At 44.3% G+C, this 2,027-nt stretch carries 2 protein-coding genes; both read left to right on the plus strand.

What is annotated here, in order from left to right; genetic code table 11:
- On the plus strand, positions 1-873 hold an 873-nt coding region (locus A2F46_RS11550; protein ID WP_066570604.1), incomplete at its 5' end, for an ATPase, T2SS/T4P/T4SS family.
- A 152-nt stretch (positions 874-1,025) separates the two neighbouring features.
- The coding region (locus A2F46_RS13370; protein WP_369796344.1) for a YadA family autotransporter adhesin at positions 1,026-2,027 on the plus strand (1,002 nt) is incomplete at its 3' end.

Here is a 2,027-nt window from a genome sequence, read left to right on the forward strand (position 1 = left end):
CACATCAGTTTTGAAAACCCCATTCACTCGGTTACTTTGCCTGATGGTGAACGTGGCCACATCATGATGCCGCCTTCATGTGAGGACGATACCTTGGTTTTGTGCTTGCGCAAACCCTCATCAAGCCGCTTCAGTCTGGGTGATTACATCAGTTCAGGGCGCATTACTGAATTTAGTGATGTCAGCCAGTATGCCGCCAATCGTCCCATCACTGATGAAACCCACATAGAGGGAAAAATATTCCGTGATGTCTGCGACAAAATGAAATTGCCCAATGACGTCAAATTAGCCGCTTGGCAGTATGAAATGTTAGATGCAAAGGCCAATCGGGATATGGATAAATTCTTCCGGCTGGCAGTGGATCACAAGCTTAATATTTGCATGGTCGGTGGTACCGGTTCCGGTAAAACCACATTTACCAAAGCAGTGGCGGATTTGGTGCCGATATTAACGCGCTTAATTACTCTGGAAGACACGCATGAATTAAGCCTACCCAACCATCCTAACCACTTGCACTTGTTCTACAAAGCGCATGTCACGGCCAAGATGTTAATCGCTGCATGTATGCGTCTGAAGCCCGACCGGGTGTTCTTAACAGAGCTTCGGGGCGATGAGGCGTGGGATTATTTGTCATTGTTAAATACAGGGCATCCCGGGGGCTTAACTTCAGTGCATGCCAATGACGCGCGAGCTGTTCACTATCGTATTGCCCAGCTGGCGAAAGAGTCCGCAACCGGTCAAACAATGGAATATGACTATATTCTGAAATCGGTTAAGTCCACGATCGATGTTGTCGCATTCTTCAGTAAGACCCACTTAACTGAACTCTACTTTGATCCGGTAGAAAAGTTCTACGCAATGCAGGGCCGTTAATAGCCAATTTGTTCTGAGGAACAGACAGACAAGCCGCCAAGGGCGGTATTTTTTTTGCAGGAGACCAACATGTAAATCATACATTTAACAGCAGCAGCTTTGCCGGTTACTACCCAGTAACCGGCTTTTTTTATCTTATTTAGGAATGCCACATGACTAACAAATCTTTCACCAAAAAACATCTTGCTGTCTTTTTAACAGCAATCATCTCCAGTGCATCATATGCAGCGACTGTAACCGGAACTGGAAATTCAGTTTCAGTTACTGCTCCAGGAGAGGGTGCTGAAGGTATTGATATTTACGGCGACAGTAATACCTATTTTAATGATGGTCTGGGTAATTTTTTTGCATACAGTGAAGATGGGCTCACGAAAGGCACTGTATCAACGACGAACATCCTAGGTGGTAATAATGTGGTCGAAAATGTATTTTCGAGCAATATTACAGGTCATAACAATACCGTGAAAAATTCTGACCTTGTTCTGGTTGGACAAATCAATACAGCTTCAGGTATTTACGGAAACATCATTGGTGATGTCAACAACGTGTCTGTACCGGTTCCCGAGGTATCAAGCGAATCATTACACGACACTAATGTTGTCAATGTATTGGGTAATAAAAACACGGTAACTGCAACTAACGTGAATATCCTTGGTGAAAAAAACACTGTTTCAGGAGCTTATTCAACTGCGGTAGGTAACGAAATCGTACTGACAGGCAGTAACTCAAATGCATTTGGTTACAAATCAAGTGTTACTGTTGATAATGCGGTGGCGCTCGGTTCAGAATCAATTGCTGATCGTGCCAATACTGTATCTGTTGGGAATTCAACCAACCAACGTCAAATAACTAATCTAGCCGCTGGTACTGAAGACACTGACGCTGTTAACGTGGCGCAGCTAACCCAATCCGCAGCAGATACGCTAAATAGTGCAAACACATATACGGACAGTCAAATCAGTGCGAACAACATTGTTATCAACCAACGTATTGATACAAACACACAGAGTATTACAAAGATTGTGAATGGTGAAATCGGTATTGTTAAAACGGATGGCACTACAACGACAATTGATAATACCGGCACGTCAACCATTATCAACGTCGCGGGGGCCAATGGTGATCGTGTGATCAGCGGGGTAGCCGATGGTGTC

Source organism: Snodgrassella sp. CFCC 13594, from assembly GCF_001590725.1.
Lineage (GTDB): Bacteria > Pseudomonadota > Gammaproteobacteria > Burkholderiales > Neisseriaceae > Snodgrassella.